The sequence below is a fragment of the Staphylococcus sp. LKG3-1 genome (assembly GCF_048568385.1).
Classification (GTDB): Bacteria; Bacillota; Bacilli; order Staphylococcales; family Staphylococcaceae; genus Staphylococcus; species Staphylococcus saprophyticus.
Genome location: NZ_CP183796.1, coordinates 31,082 through 47,415 on the forward strand (window position 1 = coordinate 31,082; position 16,334 = coordinate 47,415).

The 16,334-nt window shown below is 33.5% G+C and carries 14 protein-coding genes; 11 read left to right on the forward strand and 3 right to left on the reverse strand.

Translation table 11 applies throughout. From position 1 onward, the window contains the following. Positions 1 to 17 precede the first annotated feature (17 nt). The gene (clpB, locus tag ACM595_RS00120; RefSeq protein ID WP_115338613.1) at positions 18 to 2,627 is read left to right on the forward strand and encodes an ATP-dependent chaperone ClpB; all 2,610 of its coding nucleotides are present in this window, start codon (positions 18 to 20) and stop codon (positions 2,625 to 2,627) included. Between the two features lie 294 nt (positions 2,628 to 2,921). Here the strand turns inward: clpB and ACM595_RS00125 are convergent, their stop codons facing one another. Continuing rightward, the gene (locus ACM595_RS00125) at positions 2,922 to 3,116 is read right to left on the reverse strand and encodes a YjzD family protein (RefSeq protein ID WP_037538889.1); all 195 of its coding nucleotides are present in this window, start codon (positions 3,114 to 3,116) and stop codon (positions 2,922 to 2,924) included. 228 nt (positions 3,117 to 3,344) lie between these two features. Here ACM595_RS00125 and ACM595_RS00130 point away from each other — a divergent pair, with 228 nt between their 5' ends. From ACM595_RS00130 to ACM595_RS00140, 3 genes are all read left to right on the forward strand, one after another. Beyond that, positions 3,345 to 4,286: a beta-ketoacyl-ACP synthase III gene (locus tag ACM595_RS00130; protein ID WP_002483775.1), complete on the forward strand. Its 942-nt coding sequence runs from the start codon at positions 3,345 to 3,347 to the stop codon at positions 4,284 to 4,286. 11 nt (positions 4,287 to 4,297) lie between these two features. Beyond that, a complete protein-coding gene (fabF, locus tag ACM595_RS00135; RefSeq protein ID WP_002483774.1) occupies positions 4,298 to 5,542 on the forward strand; it encodes a beta-ketoacyl-ACP synthase II in 1,245 nt (414 codons plus the stop codon). A 307-nt stretch (positions 5,543 to 5,849) separates the two neighbouring features. Further along, positions 5,850 to 7,082, forward strand: a complete 1,233-nt coding sequence (locus tag ACM595_RS00140) for an MFS transporter (RefSeq protein ID WP_037538888.1) — start codon at positions 5,850 to 5,852, stop codon at positions 7,080 to 7,082. A gap of 55 nt (positions 7,083 to 7,137) precedes the next feature. On the opposite strand, the gene ACM595_RS00145 is transcribed toward ACM595_RS00140, so the two are convergent. Next, a complete protein-coding gene (locus ACM595_RS00145; RefSeq protein WP_075339729.1) occupies positions 7,138 to 7,512 on the reverse strand; it encodes a DUF3899 domain-containing protein in 375 nt (124 codons plus the stop codon). A 246-nt stretch (positions 7,513 to 7,758) separates the two neighbouring features. On the opposite strand from ACM595_RS00145, the gene opp3b reads away from it, so the two are divergent. Genes opp3b through ACM595_RS00170 form a run of 5 tightly spaced genes read left to right on the forward strand, consistent with a single transcriptional unit; the run spans position 7,759 to position 13,460 of the window. Continuing rightward, positions 7,759 to 8,685 (forward strand): oligopeptide ABC transporter permease, encoded by a 927-nt coding sequence (gene opp3b, locus ACM595_RS00150; RefSeq protein ID WP_011303491.1) that lies wholly within the window; start codon positions 7,759 to 7,761, stop codon positions 8,683 to 8,685. Further along, positions 8,685 to 9,752, forward strand: a complete 1,068-nt coding sequence (gene opp3C, locus ACM595_RS00155) for an oligopeptide ABC transporter permease (RefSeq protein WP_075339731.1) — start codon at positions 8,685 to 8,687, stop codon at positions 9,750 to 9,752. Before opp3b ends, opp3C begins: the two co-directional genes overlap by 1 nt. 18 nt (positions 9,753 to 9,770) lie before the next feature. Further along, positions 9,771 to 10,853: an ABC transporter ATP-binding protein gene (locus tag ACM595_RS00160; protein WP_002483769.1), complete on the forward strand. Its 1,083-nt coding sequence runs from the start codon at positions 9,771 to 9,773 to the stop codon at positions 10,851 to 10,853. Beyond that, positions 10,843 to 11,787, forward strand: coding sequence for an ABC transporter ATP-binding protein (locus tag ACM595_RS00165; protein WP_011303489.1), 945 nt, complete (start codon positions 10,843 to 10,845; stop codon positions 11,785 to 11,787). Before ACM595_RS00160 ends, ACM595_RS00165 begins: the two co-directional genes overlap by 11 nt. Positions 11,788 to 11,807: 20 nt before the next feature. Further along, entirely contained in the window at positions 11,808 to 13,460 is a 1,653-nt protein-coding gene (locus tag ACM595_RS00170; RefSeq protein WP_115338611.1) for a peptide ABC transporter substrate-binding protein, read from the forward strand. A gap of 82 nt (positions 13,461 to 13,542) precedes the next feature. Here the strand turns inward: ACM595_RS00170 and trpS are convergent, their stop codons facing one another. Further along, a complete protein-coding gene (gene trpS, locus ACM595_RS00175; protein ID WP_002483766.1) occupies positions 13,543 to 14,532 on the reverse strand; it encodes a tryptophan--tRNA ligase in 990 nt (329 codons plus the stop codon). Positions 14,533 to 14,835: 303 nt separating this feature from the next. On the opposite strand from trpS, the gene spxA reads away from it, so the two are divergent. Further along, complete coding sequence (gene spxA / locus ACM595_RS00180; RefSeq protein WP_002483765.1) at positions 14,836 to 15,231, forward strand: transcriptional regulator SpxA; 396 nt, start codon at positions 14,836 to 14,838, stop codon at positions 15,229 to 15,231. A 350-nt stretch (positions 15,232 to 15,581) separates the two neighbouring features. Beyond that, positions 15,582 to 16,298, forward strand: coding sequence for an adaptor protein MecA (gene mecA / locus ACM595_RS00185; RefSeq protein WP_002483764.1), 717 nt, complete (start codon positions 15,582 to 15,584; stop codon positions 16,296 to 16,298). Positions 16,299 to 16,334 lie beyond the last annotated feature (36 nt).

Sequence of the window (16,334 nt, forward strand, 5' to 3'; positions counted from 1 at the left end):
TGGTGAGGTGAATCATTTTGGATATTAATCAAATGACCTATGCAGTTCAAGGTGCTTTGCAAAAAGCAATAGAGCTAGCAAAAGATAACGAAAATCAAAATATCGAAATAGAAGCAATATTAAAAGCAGCACTTGAAGAAAGTGAAAGTTTATTTAAAAGTGTATTGGAAAGAGCAAACATAGAGACCGAACTTTTAAATAAGGCTTACGATGAAAAATTGAAAAATTATCCTTCAGTACAAGGGGATAACGTGCAATATGGTCAATATATTAGCCAGAAAGCAAATGAATTAATAAATAAAGCTGAAACGTATATGAATACTTATGAAGATGAGTATATTTCTATGGAACATATCATTTTAGCTGCAATGGACATAGATGATACAACAATTAAATTTGTCGATAATAAAAAAGAAGTTATTGTAGAAATCATTAAAAAAATTAGAGGAGGAAATCATGTGACGTCACAAAACCCAGAAGCAAATTATGAAGCTTTAGAAAAATATGGTAGAGATTTAGTTGAAGAAGTCCGTCAAGGTAATATGGATCCTGTCATTGGACGTGATGAAGAAATAAGAAATACTGTGAGAATCTTAAGTAGAAAGACTAAGAATAATCCAGTATTAATCGGTGAACCAGGTGTAGGTAAAACAGCAATTGTTGAAGGCCTTGCACAACGTATTGTGCGTAAAGACGTGCCTGAATCACTTTTAGATAAAACAATATTTGAATTAGATTTAAGTGCGCTTGTTGCAGGTGCAAAATATCGTGGTGAATTCGAAGAACGTTTAAAAGCAGTACTTAAAGAAGTGAAAGACTCAGACGGTAGAATTATATTATTTATAGATGAAATTCACATGCTTGTTGGTGCAGGTAAAACAGAAGGCGCGATGGATGCAGGTAATATGCTAAAACCAATGCTTGCACGTGGCGAATTACACTGTATCGGTGCAACAACACTCAATGAATATAGAGAATATATTGAAAAAGACTCTGCATTAGAGCGTCGTTTCCAAAAAGTAAATGTGTCTGAGCCAGATGTAGAAGATACAATTTCCATTTTACGTGGACTGAAAGAACGTTATGAAGTTTATCATGGTGTACGTATTCAAGATAAAGCATTAGTAGCTGCGGCAGAACTATCAGATCGTTATATTACTGATCGCTTCTTACCGGATAAAGCGATTGATCTTGTGGACCAAGCGTGTGCAACGATTCGTACTGAAATGGGTTCAAATCCAACAGAGTTAGACCAAGTTAATCGTCGCGTCATGCAATTAGAAATTGAAGAAAGCGCATTGAAAAACGAATCAGATAACGCGAGTAAACAACGCTTACAAGAATTACAACAAGAATTGTCTAATGAAAAAGAAAAACAAAACGCAATTCAATCACGCGTAGAAGAAGAAAAAGGCAAAATTGCAAAACTACAAGAAAAACGTACTGAATTAGACGAAAGTAGAAAAGCCTTAGAAGATGCAGAAAACAATTATAATTTGGAAAAAGCGGCAGAATTACAACATGGTAAAATTCCTGAATTAGAAAAAGAATTACGCGAGTTAGAAGCTGCATTCCAAAATGAGCAAAATAGTGACAATGAGCGCATTATACGTGAGATTGTATCAGATGAAGAAATTGGTGATATTGTTAGTTCATGGACAGGTATCCCTGTTTCTAAACTTGTAGAAACAGAAAGAGAGAAGTTATTAAATCTTTCAGACATTTTACACGAACGTGTCGTTGGTCAAGATAAAGCTGTAGATTTAGTTTCTGATGCTGTTGTCAGAGCGCGCGCTGGCATTAAAGATCCAAATAGACCAATAGGTAGTTTCTTGTTCTTAGGACCTACAGGTGTTGGTAAAACAGAATTAGCCAAATCCTTAGCGTCAACTTTATTTGATTCAGAAAAACATATGATACGAATTGATATGAGTGAGTACATGGAAAAACATTCAGTTTCCCGTTTAATTGGTGCACCTCCAGGCTATGTAGGTCACGATGAAGGTGGACAATTAACTGAAGCGGTTCGTCGTAATCCATATTCTGTTATATTATTAGATGAAATTGAAAAAGCACATTCAGACGTATTTAATGTATTGTTACAAATACTTGAAGAAGGTAGACTTACTGATTCTAAAGGTCGTGAAGTTGATTTTAAAAATACAATTATCATTATGACTAGTAACATTGGCTCACAAATCCTATTAGAAAACGTAAAAGATGCTGGTGTGATTACTGATGATACAGAAAAAGCTGTTATGAATAGCTTAAACCAATACTTTAAACCAGAAATTATTAACCGTATGGATGATATTGTATTATTTAAACCATTAACAATCAGTGATATGAGTTCTATAGTAGATAAAATATTAACTGAATTGAATATTAGATTAATGGCACAACGTATTTCAATTAATGTGTCAGATGAAGCTAAAGCGTGGTTAGGTGAAGAAGCATACGAACCACAATTCGGTGCAAGACCGTTGAAACGTTTTGTGCAAAGACAAATAGAAACACCACTTGCACGTAAAATGATTAGAGAAAATTTATCTGAAGGCACAACAATAGACATCGACCTATCAGAAGATGGTTTAAGATTTACTGAAAACAAACCAGAAATCGATTAGTAAGTATAATTGAATTTAACAAAACGGTGTGGCGCAGAAACCTTAATTTTTACATTGGTTTCTGCGCCACTTTTTTAATTATAAAATCGGGGAACAAGATTGTAAGTTGATATATCATATCTCAACAAACCAATAAGTTTATTTTTTAATATTGAAAATAAAAAAACTGCCAACGTCAGTCAGAAGACTTTGTTGACAGTTTAAAGATTCTAGGATATAAATCAATGTTTCAAACTTTACATTTCATTAAAATGATTCGTTCTTAAACATAAGCTAAACCATTATCCTAGTCATCTAATGTTGTTCGTTTGTATTATTATGTTTAGGTTTAATTACCAAATCAAATAAGATAATAATAATCGTAAATACAACAGCGCCTATGACTGGTGTAATGAGGTTCAGTGCACCGCCACCATTTAAGCTGTTAAGTACGAAATTAATCATTTGTAATAAGACAATAGACCAAAATAAAACTGCGAGGTATTTCATTATGTAATGCCTCCAATATCGTATATATATCTACATTATAAATAAAAAAGTGTAGTTTGTATAGTAGGTTAGTAATAATTGTGGTTATACTTTGTGATAATGAGCTAAGTCATTTATAATTATTTGTGGAAAATACGCAATGAAATATGTATAGTTCTTGTATTTGAAATGTGTATTATGTTAAATTAATACCTGGTATTAAAATTAAATTTAAGAAGGTGTACAACCATGGACGTGGGTATTAAAGGTTTTGGTGCATACGCACCTGAAAAAGTTGTAGAAAATACCTATTTTGAATCATTTTTAGAAACATCAGACGAATGGATTTCTCAAATGACTGGTATTAAAGAACGTAGATGGGCTGGTGAAGACGAAGAAACTTCAGACATGGCTTATCAAGCTAGTTTAAAAGCAATTGAAGATGCAGGTATAGAAGCATCAGAAATAGATATGATTATTGTTGCGACATCAACAGGGGATTTTCCATTCCCAACAGTTGCCAATATATTACAAGAAAGATTAGGCATCGGCAAAGTTGCTTCTATGGATCAATTAGCCGCTTGTAGTGGTTTCATGTATTCAATGATAAATGCTAAACAATTTGTTCAATCTGGTGATTATAAAAATATTTTAGTAGTTGGAGTGGACAAATTATCTAAAATCACAGATTTGACAGACCGTTCAACAGCCATTTTATTTGGTGATGGAGCTGGAGCTGTAGTAATCGGTGAAGTATCTGAAGGTCGAGGTATCTTAAGTTATGAATTAGGTTCAGACGGCTCAGGTGCTAAGCATTTATATTTAAATCCAGAAAACGGAAAAATATTTATGAATGGCCGTGAAGTTTTTAAATTTGCTGTAAGAATTATGGGTGAAGCATCTAACAACGCAGTAGCAAAAGCTAATTTAACTGCAGATGATGTAGATATGTTTGTACCTCATCAAGCAAATATAAGAATTATGGAGTCAGCGAGAGAACGTTTAGGTATACCAAAAGAAAAAATGAGTGTATCTGTTGATCGCTTTGGTAATACTTCAGCAGCGTCAATCCCATTAAGTATAGGACAAGAGTTAGAAAATGGTAGGATTAAAGATGATGATGTCTTAGTGTTAGTAGGTTTTGGTGGCGGCTTAACATGGGGCGCTGTGACACTAAGATGGGGAAAATAGGAGGATAAATTATGAGCAAAGAACAACGTGTTGTTATTACAGGAATTGGCGCATTATCACCTATAGGAAATGATGCTAAGTCTACTTGGGACAATGCATTAAAAGGTGTAAGTGGTATAGATTCGATTACACGCATAGATACAACGGATTACAATGTCCATTTAGCTGGAGAGTTAAAAGACTTTGATATTGAAGAGCATATTCCTAAAAAAGAAGCGAGACGCATGGATCGCTTTACACAATATGCAGTTGTAGCTGCAAGAGAAGCCGTTAACGATGCTAAACTTGAAATTAATGATAGTACTGCGGATAAAATTGGCGTATGGATTGGTTCAGGTATTGGTGGTATGGAAACATTTGAAATTTCACATAGCCAATTATTAAATCGTGGACCAAGACGTGTGAGTCCATTCTTCGTACCTATGCTGATCCCAGATATGGCGACAGGTCAAGTATCAATAGATTTAGGTGCTAAAGGGCCGAATGGTTCGACGGTTACTGCTTGTGCAACTGGTACGAACTCAATAGGTGAAGCATTCAAGATTATTCAACGTGGCGATGCAGATGCAATGATTACTGGTGGTACAGAAGCACCGATTACACATATGGCATTAGCTGGCTTTAGTGCGAGTCGTGCATTATCTACAAATGATGATAAAGAAACTGCATGTCGTCCTTTCCAAGAAGGTCGTGATGGATTTATCATGGGTGAAGGTGCAGGTATTGTCGTTTTAGAATCACTTGAATCAGCGAAAGCTCGTGGTGCGCAAATTTACGCTGAAGTCGTAGGTTATGGATCAACTGGTGACGCATATCATATAACAGCCCCAGCTCCAGAAGGTGAAGGCGGTTCACGTGCTATGCAAGCGGCAATAGATGATGCTGGTATTGAAGCGAAAGACATTCAATATTTAAATGCACATGGAACAAGCACTCCAGTAGGTGACTTAACTGAAATTCAAGCTATTAAGAATACTTTCGGTGAAGCGGCGAAATCATTGAAAGTAAGTTCAACTAAATCAATGACAGGTCATTTACTAGGGGCTACAGGTGGATTAGAAGCTATTTTCTCTGCACTTTCAATTAGAGATAGTCGTATTGCACCAACGATTCATGCTGATTCACCAGATCCTGAATGCGATTTAGATATCGTTCCAAACAAAGCAGAAGATTTAGATATTACCTATGCAATGAGTAATAGTTTAGGTTTTGGTGGACACAATGCTGTACTTGTATTGAAAAAATTTACTGATTAATGTAGATAAGTTATATTTTGAAAAGCAAGATCATCTCAATCGGATGCTCTTGCTTTTTTTGTAAATATCGAACTTAAGAAAGTTAGAGAAATGATAACAATAATAGAGAGGCTTATAGTTTATTATAATAACTTTTTAACGGTTGAATATTTAAAATTCTTGTAAAACATAAAATTTATATTGTGAAATGTTTAGAAAAAGTTAAAATATAAAGTGAAGATAATTTTATATTTATAAAATGTCTATTCAAGACATACATTTAGTGTATAATGTAAATTATTGGATTATAAAGTGGGGTGTAATTAAGATGAAGCAATTTCTAACATTATCTACAACGTTGAAAACAAGAATGATAGCAGATTTCATCTTAATTATAGCGAGCCAAGCGATTTTACCCTTTATGGCATTATATTTAACGAGTAAAGTAAATGCTGTATTTGCTGGTACATTTTTAATTGCCAATATCATTGTAAGTTTTGTAGTGTCCTTCGTAGGTGGATATTTAGGAGACAATTATAATAGGAAGAAAGTAGTCAATTTAATACATTTTATCTACGCTGTGTGTCTGATTATTTTAAGTATTACGGTGACTATGGATGGTTTAGGTTTAATCATATTTTGTATAACGGTATTTATCTTTGAATTATTGTTTGCTGCGAGTGAACCTATTTTTGAAGCAGCAATTATGGATGCCATTTATGAAGAAGTTCGCGAGTACGTTTATCAATTAAATTATTGGATGTTTAATATTGGTACGGCGATTGGCATGGCATTAGGCGCGTTGTTATATTTAGGACATAAGCATTTATTATTTGTATTATTTTTCATTGCTATGCTGATAAGTTGGTATTTATTTGAAAAATATTATGACGTGGAGCAAGTTATTACTAAAAAAGAAGATCTAACCTCTAAATTTAAACATTTCGTAGATAGTTATCATGTTGTCATTAAGGATAAATACTATATGTTGCTTAATATTGGGTTTATGATGGTCATCATGGCTGAACTCAGTTTGAATTCTTATGTAGTTGTAAGACTAAAAGAAGCGTTTGAACCTTTACATTTTTTAGGCTTTTATATTGATGGTGTCCGAATGTTTACAGTAATTATGATCATCAATACACTTGTAGTGGCGACATTAACTTTTACGGTTAATAGAATTGTAGATAACACCTCAAAGAAAATTGCATTTATGATAGGTATTGTTTTATATACCGTTGGTTATAGTGTTTTGATGTCAGCTTCTGAATTTTGGATATTATGCTTATTTTCTATTATAGCTACATTAGGTGAATTGATTTATTCCCCAATTCAAAATGCGCAACGTTTCTTGATGATTCCTGAAGATAAACGAAGTACTTATAATACATTTGGGATGATTTCATTCTATGGAGGGAATATATTGGCACGTTTAGGATTAATAATTGGTGCGTTTATTCTGCCTTGGATGATGTCAGTATATGTAGCTGTTATAGTACTATTAGGATTTATCCTCTTGTATTACGCATTATTTCATAACCCTAATATTGAAACAAAATAATGAAAAGACTGTATTCGTTTATTGTCAATCATCACAATAGCTAATACAGTCTTTTTTATATAATAAATGAAATGGCAATCGAAATAAGTAAATATAGCAAATTAAAAACAAAGCCCACTTTAATCCATGGATTTACAAAGTAGGATGATTTTTTGGCTTGTGTAGGTTTAAAAAAATCATCATTTTCTAGCGTATCTTTGTGTTTTTTATTCGTTAGCTGATACTTTAGTCTTCTAAAACCGTAACTCGTAGCATCTAATATACCTTCTTGAACAATGATTAAACTAAATAGGATAATCACAAATATAAAAGATACATAGAATATGATATTTAAATACTGAGTTAATTGATGTGAGGCAAAGAGCCAACATAAGAATGAAATCAATGGTGTAAATAATAGCCAAAATAGATAAGTGGTAAATTTCCTCATATTTATTGTCTCCTTTATTTAATAAATTTATTGTAACTTAAAATAACTAAAAAATGAATAATTTGCCTTATAAATTCTTTTATATCAACACTTTTAAAGAGAAAGAAAATTAAATAAAATTCATTTACTTTAATAAAGTAAAGCAAAACAATATTGATTAAAATATGAACTATAAGTATACTATTATTAAATATTTCTGAATATTTCGAAGGGAATGTTTATTCTGAAATTAAAGGGGGATAAAAAATGCTTAAGTATGTTTTGAAGCGTTTAGGCTACATGATTTTATCACTGTTCATTATCATTTCGATAACATTTTTCTTAATGAAGCTGATGCCCGGTTCACCATTTAATGATGAAAAATTAAATGAAGAGCAAAAGCAGATTTTAAATGAAAAATATGGTCTCAATGATCCAGTACCAGTGCAGTATGTTAGTTATTTGAAGAATGTCGTTACGGGGGACTTTGGTAACTCATTTCAATATGATAACCAACCTGTATGGGAGTTAATTAAACCGAGATTAGTTCCGTCGCTTGAGATGGGGTTAACGGCAATGGTGATAGGTGTAATTATAGGTTTGATACTAGGCGTTATTGCAGCAGTACGGCAAAATACTTGGGTTGATTATACAGCAACGGTCATCTCAGTTATTGCAGTTTCAGTACCATCGTTCGTGTTAGCGGTATTGTTACAATACGTATTTTCAGTTAGATTACAGTGGTTTCCAGTCGCAGGTTGGGAAGGTATATCGACAGCTGTACTACCTTCACTGGCATTGTCAGCAGCAGTATTAGCAACAGTTGCAAGATACATAAGAGCGGAAATGATAGAAGTTTTAAGTTCAGATTATATCTTGTTAGCACGTGCAAAAGGGAATTCAACGATGAGAGTGTTGTTTGGTCATGCATTAAGAAATGCATTAATCCCAGTCATCACAATTATTGTACCGATGTTAGCAAGTATATTAACGGGTACATTGACAATTGAAAATATATTCGGTGTGCCTGGTTTAGGGGATCAATTTGTACGTTCAATTACGACAAATGATTTCCCAGTAATTATGGCGACAACGATTTTATTCAGTACACTATTTATTGTTTCTATTTTCCTTGTAGATATTTTATATGGTGTGATTGATCCACGTATTCGTGTACAAGGAGGTAAAAAATAATGGCTGATAAAAGAGATGAAAAATACAATGATGACCATTCAAATGCAGTTATGACACATACCTCAGAAGCGATACCAGCTTCGGATTTTATTAGAAGTAAAAACGATTTAGAAAAAGAACCAGAAATACAAAGAGAAAGTAAAAACTTTTGGCAAGACGCTTGGGCACAGCTTAAAAGAAACAAGCTTGCCGTCGTAGGGATGATAGGTTTAATCATCATTATCTTACTAGCATTGATTGGACCTTTATTAAGTTCTCATGATTATGCAGAGCAAGATGTAGAGAGACGTAACTTACCTGCAAAAATTCCTGTATTGGATCAAATTCCATTTTTACCTTTTGATGGTGAAGGAGCACAGGGCGTAGATGCATATAAAGAAGCAGGTGTGAAAGAAAACTTCTGGTTCGGTACAGACCAACTTGGAAGAGATTTATGGTCTAGAACTTGGCAAGGTGCACAAGTATCCTTATTCATTGGTGTTGTAGCAGCGTTACTAGATATATTCATAGGCGTTGTATATGGCGCAATATCCGGTTTCTTTGGGGGACGGATAGATAATGTCATGCAACGTATTATTGAAGTCGTTGCGTCTATACCTACACTAATTGTTGTTATTTTATTCGTACTAATATTCGAACCGTCTATTTGGACAATTATATTAGCCATGGCAATTACAGGATGGATTGGCATGAGTCGTGTGGTTCGTGGTGAATTCCTAAAGTTAAAAAACCAAGAATTTGTATTAGCATCTAAAACTTTGGGAGCATCTAAAATAAAATTAATATTCAAACATATTTTACCTAATACATTAGGTGTTATCGTAGTTACATCTATGTTTACAGTACCTAATGCAATATTCTTCGAGGCTTTCTTAAGTTTCATTGGTATTGGGGTACCAGCACCTAGAACATCATTAGGTTCTTTAGTGAATGAAGGTAGAGCCATGTTATTAATTCATCCGCATGAATTATTTATTCCAGCACTTGTATTAAGTTTATTAATCTTATTCTTCTATCTATTTAGTGATGGATTACGTGATGCATTTGATCCTAAAATGCGTAGATAACAAAAGGGGGCAACATATATGTCAGAAAGAGTATTGGAAGTTAGTAATTTGCATGTTTCCTTTGATATCGATGCAGGGGAAGTGCAAGCGGTAAGAGGCGTGGACTTCTTTATCAATAAAGGAGAAACCCTTGCAATTGTTGGTGAATCTGGTTCTGGGAAGTCAGTTACAACCAAAGCGATCACTAAGTTATTCCAAGGAGACGCTGGACGTATTAAAAAAGGTGAAATTAATTTTTTAGGGGAAGACTTAGCTAAAAAATCAGAGCAAGAATTAATCAAATTACGTGGAAAAGACATTTCAATGATTTTCCAAGATCCAATGACATCATTAAATCCAACAATGAAAATTGGTAAACAAGTCATGGAACCACTTATGAAACATAAGAATTACAGTAAAACAGAAGCTAAAAAAAGAGCGTTAGACATATTGAATTTAGTTGGGTTACCAAATGCAGATAAAAGATTTAATGCATATCCTCATCAATTTTCAGGCGGACAACGTCAAAGAATTGTTATCGCAACCGCGCTTGCTTGTGAACCTAAAGTGCTTATTGCAGATGAACCAACAACAGCGCTTGATGTAACAATGCAAGCTCAAATATTGGAATTAATGAAAGAACTACAAGATAAGATTAGTACCTCCATTATATTTATCACGCATGACTTAGGGGTCGTTGCGAATATTGCTGACCGAGTAGCGGTCATGTATGGAGGACAAATGGTAGAAACAGGGGATGTGGATGAAATATTTTATGATCCTAAACATCCATATACATGGGGATTATTATCATCTATGCCAGATTTGACAACTGGTACAGAGACTGAATTATTAGCTATTCCAGGTACACCACCCGACTTGTTACATCCACCTAAAGGTGATTCGTTTGCAGAAAGAAGTCAATTTGCTTTAGATATTGATTTTAAAACGCCACCGCCATGGTACCAAGTGTCACCAACACATTTTGCAAAATCTTGGTTATTAGATGAACGCGCACCACATGTGGAACCACCGGAAATGGTGAAAAAACGTTTGCGTAACATGCCAAATAATTTCGATAAGCCACAACAGGTAGAAAGGGTGTCGTTCGATGGAAAATAAAAATGAACTGTTATTACAAGTGAAAAATTTAAAACAGTATTTTAACGAAGGTAAACGCAATGAAGTAAGAGCAATTGAAAATATTTCATTTGACGTTTATAAAGGTGAAACTTTCGGCCTAGTTGGAGAATCTGGTTGTGGTAAATCAACGACAGGTAAAGCGATTATTAAACTAAATGATATTACTGATGGTGAAATTTTATATGAAGGTATAGATATTCAAAAAATTAAAAATCGTAAAGATTCATTGAAATTTAATAAAAAGATACAAATGATTTTTCAAGATCCATACGCATCGCTCAATCCAAGACTTAAAGTAATGGATATTGTGGCAGAGGGGATTGATATTCATAAACTTTCTACAGGTGTCAAAGATCGTAAAAGACGTGTCTACGATTTATTAGAAACTGTGGGACTAAGTAAAGAACACGCCAATCGTTATCCACATGAGTTCTCTGGAGGACAAAGACAACGTATTGGAATTGCACGTGCACTTGCCGTTGAACCTGAGTTTATTATTGCGGATGAACCTATTTCAGCATTAGACGTTTCAATACAAGCACAAGTTGTAAATTTATTACTTAAATTGCAAAAAGAACGAGGCATTACGTTTTTATTCATCGCTCATGACCTTTCCATGGTTAAATACATTTCGGACAGAATTGCAGTGATGCACTTTGGTAAAATTGTCGAAATTGGTAGTGCGGATGAAATTTATAATCATCCTATGCACCCTTATACGCAATCACTACTGTCGGCTGTACCTCAGCCAGACCCAGAAAGTGAACGTGTGAGAAAGAGAACACTTTTTAAAGAAGACGAGACTAAAAATGACCAACGTACATTGCATGAAATCAGACCGAATCATTTTGTATTTACAACAGATGACGAAGCGGAAGATTTGAAATCACATACACAAGAAGCATCTGTATAACATGGGAAAGGGGGATTACGATGAGAAAATTCAAATTATTTATTATTCTGATTGCACTATCGGTTGTATTAGCTGGTTGTGGTAGTGCGGAAGGGGTATATTCTGATAAAGGACAAGTTTTTAGGAAAGTACTGCCATCAGATATTTCAACATTAGATTCTGCATTAGCTACAGATACGGTGTCATTCGATATTTTCAATCAAGTATACGAAGGCTTATATACATTAGATAAAGATGATAAAGCACAACCAGGGGTAGCAAAAGCAATGCCAAAAGAAAGTAATGGGGGAAAAACACTTACAATCAAGTTACGTAAAGATGCCAAGTGGTCAAATGGGGATCCAGTAACGGCACATGATTTTGAGTACGCTTGGAAACGTGTGGTGAATCCAGATACGGCATCTGAGTATGCTTATATCATGTATGATTTGAAAAATGCTGAAGCAATTAATATGGGTAAAAAGGATGTCGATGAGCTAGGTGTGAAAGCGGTTGATGACCATACATTAAAAGTTGAGTTAACAAAACCGATTCCATATATTAATGAAATGTTCGCATTTGCTACGTTTATGCCACTGAACGAAAAAGTAGTGAAGAAAAATGGTGACCAATATGGGACAACAGCAGCTAAAACAGTATTTAATGGGCCGTTCAAAGTGAAAGAATGGAAAGTAGAAGATAAGATACAACTTGTAAAAAACGAAGATTATTGGGATAAAAAGCAAGTACACTTAGATCGTGTAAACTATAAAGTATTAAAAGATCAGCAAGCTGGTGCCTCACTTTATGATACTGGTTCAGTTGATGATACGACGATTACAGCAGATCAAGTGGATAAATATGCTGACAACCCAGGCTTGAAAAAACGTTTATTAGCAAGTACATTCTACATTAAAATGAACCAAGATAATGTACCTGAATTTAAAAATAAAGACTTAAGACTGGCAATTGCACAATCTATTGATAAAGAAGGATATGTTAATTCAGTTAAAAACAATGGGTCAGAAGCAACAAATGGTTTCACTGCGAAACTAACAGCAGAGACACCTGATGCTAAAGATTTTTCTGAGTCTATTGATTCGCCATTAACTTATAATCCAAAAGCAGCTAAAAAACATTTTGAAAAAGCTAAAAAGGATTTAGGCGTTAAAAATATAACCTTTACGATGAACACTGAAGATACACCAGATGCTAAAATATCTGCTGAATATATTAAATCACAGGTGGAAAGCACTTTACCTGGTGTTACTTTGAAAATTAAACAATTACCATTTAAACAGCGTTTAAATCAAGAATCAACAGAAGCGTTTGAAGCTTCATTATCTGGTTGGGGTCCTGATTATCCTGATCCACTAACATTCTTAAATATTATGACAACAGGTAACTCTAATAATAATACAGCATGGAGTAGTAAGGAATACGATAAACTTGTTAAAGATGCTAATGGAAAACTATTGAAAAAACCTGAAGAACGTAATGCAGCTATGAAACAAGCTGAAGAATTAATGTTAAATGATGCCCCAGTTGCACCAATTTATCAAAAAGGGGAAGCGCATTTAACAAATCCACAAGTTAAAGGTTTGGTATATCACCAAATCGGTGGTGATACAACACTTAAAGATGTAACCATTGATAAAGATATCGATCCTAAAACTGGTAAAAAGAAAGACTAATAAAAAATTAAAAAGTAACATAAAAGGAGCATCCAACTTAATGGATGCTCCTTTTTAACTTGCGGGATTTGAGATAAATAACTTATCTTTTACGACCTAAGCCCATTGCTTTTTCCATTTTTTTCAACGTTTTGAATGATACTTGTTGTGCTTTGTCTCTACCATTATCTAAAATAGTGTCAAGTTCTTCTGAATTTAAATAGTATTCATATTTTTCTTGGAAAGCAGTTAAGAAATCACTCACGATTTCTGCTAAGTCTGCTTTAAACACACCATAATTCGAATCTTTGTATTTTTCTTGAAGCGCATCAATTGATTCGTCAGTTAAACTTGAATAAATAGATAATAAATTAGAGATACCTGGTTTATTGTCGCGATCGAATTTAATAATACCATCTGAATCAGTTACAGCACTTTTTATTTTTTTAGCCGCAACGCTTGGTTGGTCTAGTAAAGAAATGAAGTTTTTTTGATTATCATCACTCTTACTCATTTTTTTCGTTGGATCTTGGAGACTCATTACGCGGCCGCCAACTTTAGGCATACGAATCTCAGGCTTAACTAAAATGTCGTTGTAGCGAGAATTAAATCTATCAACTAAGTTTCTTGTTAATTCCATGTGTTGCTTTTGGTCATCACCAACGGGCACGATATTTGTGTTGTATATAACGATATCCGCTGCCATTAAAGGAGGATATGTTAATAAGCCGGCAGGGACACCTTCCGTTTGTTTAACGGCTTTATCTTTAAACTGAGTCATACGTTCCAATTCACCGATAGAAGAAATGGTTGTTAACATCCAACTTGCCTGAACATGCGCTGGCACTTCTGATTGAATAAATAAAGTTGATTTTTCAGGATCGATGCCAGAAGCTAAATAAATTGCAGCTAGTTGTCTTGTTTGTTTACGTAATTTCAAACGATCTTGTGGTACCGTAATTGCATGCTGATCTACGATACAAAAGAAACAATTGTAATCGTCTTGAACTTCACCGAATTGTTTTAAAGCACCAATATAATTACCAATTGTAGGAATACCACTAGGCTGGATACCCGAAAATAATGTTTCCATATTACAATGCCTACTTTCTTAAATTTAATTTTTTACATAATAGGTTTATTATAACAGTATTTCAATCATTTGTAAGTTATGTTATACTATAGACATATCAATATTTTTAATTGAATTTATTGAGAAATACTTTTAATTTAAAATTTTTGAAAAAATTAGAGAATTCTCATTTAATTTTAATGTTGAAAGGGTATACTTTCATTGTAAGGTTAAGAAAGACGAAATTACTTAAGCAATTTCTTAATCATATAAATATTGAAATCAAATGAATTTACATTCATGAAAAATAGGAGAGTGAGATGTATGGTAACATTATTTACTTCACCAAGTTGCACATCTTGCCGTAAAGCGAAAGCATGGTTACAAGAACATGACATTCCGTATACGGAGCGTAACATTTTTTCAGAACACTTAACAATCGACGAAATCAAACAAATTTTAAAAATGACTGAAGATGGTACAGATGAAATTATATCTACACGTTCTAAAACTTACCAAAAATTAAATGTGGATATTGACGCATTACCACTTCAAGATTTATATTCAATTATTCAAGATAATCCTGGTTTATTACGTCGCCCAATTATTTTAGACGAAAAACGTTTACAAGTTGGTTATAATGAAGACGAAATTAGACGTTTCTTACCAAGAAAAGTTCGTACGTTCCAATTGCAAGAAGCACAACGTATGGTTGACTAATTAATACATTAAATACATGAACTAGACGAGCCATAAAGCGATATTTAAGCATGTTGCTTTGTGGTTTTGTTATATTTTTAACATAACAAACAATTGGGTATGCACGTCAAATGATAAGGTGATATCATCTTATTGTTATGATGTGGCTAGCTATTTGTGAATAAGTAATGACATGATTGCAACAGCACTTTCTTAGTTTAGTGCTGTTTTTTTGGCTAATTCAAAGGTATATGTTAATATTAGAGACCAAATAGGATTTAGTAAAAATTAATCAAACAAATCAATTGTAATTCTTACTACGTTCTAATACAATATGATTACTATTCATCGACTGTAAGGAGTGAGATGATATGAGAATAGAGCGCGTTGACGCTACAACTGTTAAATTATTTATAACTTATAGTGATATTGAGGCTAGAGGATTTAAACGAGAAGATTTATGGACAAACCGCAAACGTGGAGAAGAATTCTTTTGGAATATGATGGAAGAAATCAATGAAGAAGAAGACTTTGTAGTAGAAGGCCCATTATGGATACAAGTGCATGCGTTTGAAAAAGGCGTTGAAGTTACGATATCTAAATCTAAAAATGAAGATCTTATTAATATGTCAGATGAAGACAATGAACAACTTGATTATCAGGTAAATGATTTATTGTCACAAACATTTGATCAAGATGATAGTTTAGAAGATTTATTTGATCAACGTCAACAACAAAAAGATAACAAGCAAAATCAAGATCAAAATGAGCGCAATCGTCAAAATACACGTACTGTGATTGTTAAATTCAATGATTTAGAAGAAGTTATTGAATATGCACACTATAATAATCAAGTGACAGATGAGTTCGAAGATTTATTATATAGTCTTAACAATGTATATTATTATGCTGTCCATTATGATGAAACAGTAGATCAAGAAACAATTAATGATAGTTATAGTCAATTACTTGAGTTCGCATATCCTACTGATAAATCAGAAGTGTATTTAAACGACTATGCCAAAATTATCATGAGTCATAATGTTGCATCACAAGTACGTCGTTATTTCCCAAACACAGAAGCATAAAATACAAGTCAAAATTAACGTATTTAATTTATAAAA